Annotated in this window: 1 protein-coding gene; it reads left to right on the top strand. The window is 56.5% G+C overall.

Annotated features, from left to right (window positions below; all coding sequences use genetic code 11):
* On the top strand, nt 1-386 hold a 386-nt coding region (locus FDX22_RS19770), incomplete at both ends, for a LysR substrate-binding domain-containing protein (protein ID WP_255432977.1).

Here is a 386-nt window from a genome sequence, read left to right as displayed (position 1 = left end):
CCATTCGCGGGCTTGAGGAGCGACTGGATGTCAGATTGCTGACCCGTACCACGCGAAGCGTCGCGCCAACCGAAGCCGGAGAACGGCTTATCAACAGTATCAGTCCGCGTTTCGATGACATTGAGTCGGAGCTACTGGCATTAACCGATATTCGCCAGCGCGTGGCGGGGAATATCCGTCTGACGCTCGGGGAACATGCGTTGCAATCGACCGTCTGGCCTGCACTACAGCCGTTTTTGCAGGCGTATCCTGATGTAAATGTGGAAATGACCATCGACAACAGCCTGACGGATATCGTGACGGGACGCTATGATGCCGGTATCAGGCTTGGCGAGCAGGTGGCCAAAGATATGGTTGCTGTCAGGATTGGTCCCGACTGGCGCATG

The organism is Citrobacter sp. TBCS-14 (assembly GCF_005280805.1).
Taxonomy (GTDB): domain Bacteria; phylum Pseudomonadota; class Gammaproteobacteria; order Enterobacterales; family Enterobacteriaceae; genus Citrobacter; species Citrobacter gillenii.
Note: the sequence above shows the minus strand (reverse complement) of the source record. Positions and strands in the feature narration are given on the sequence as shown.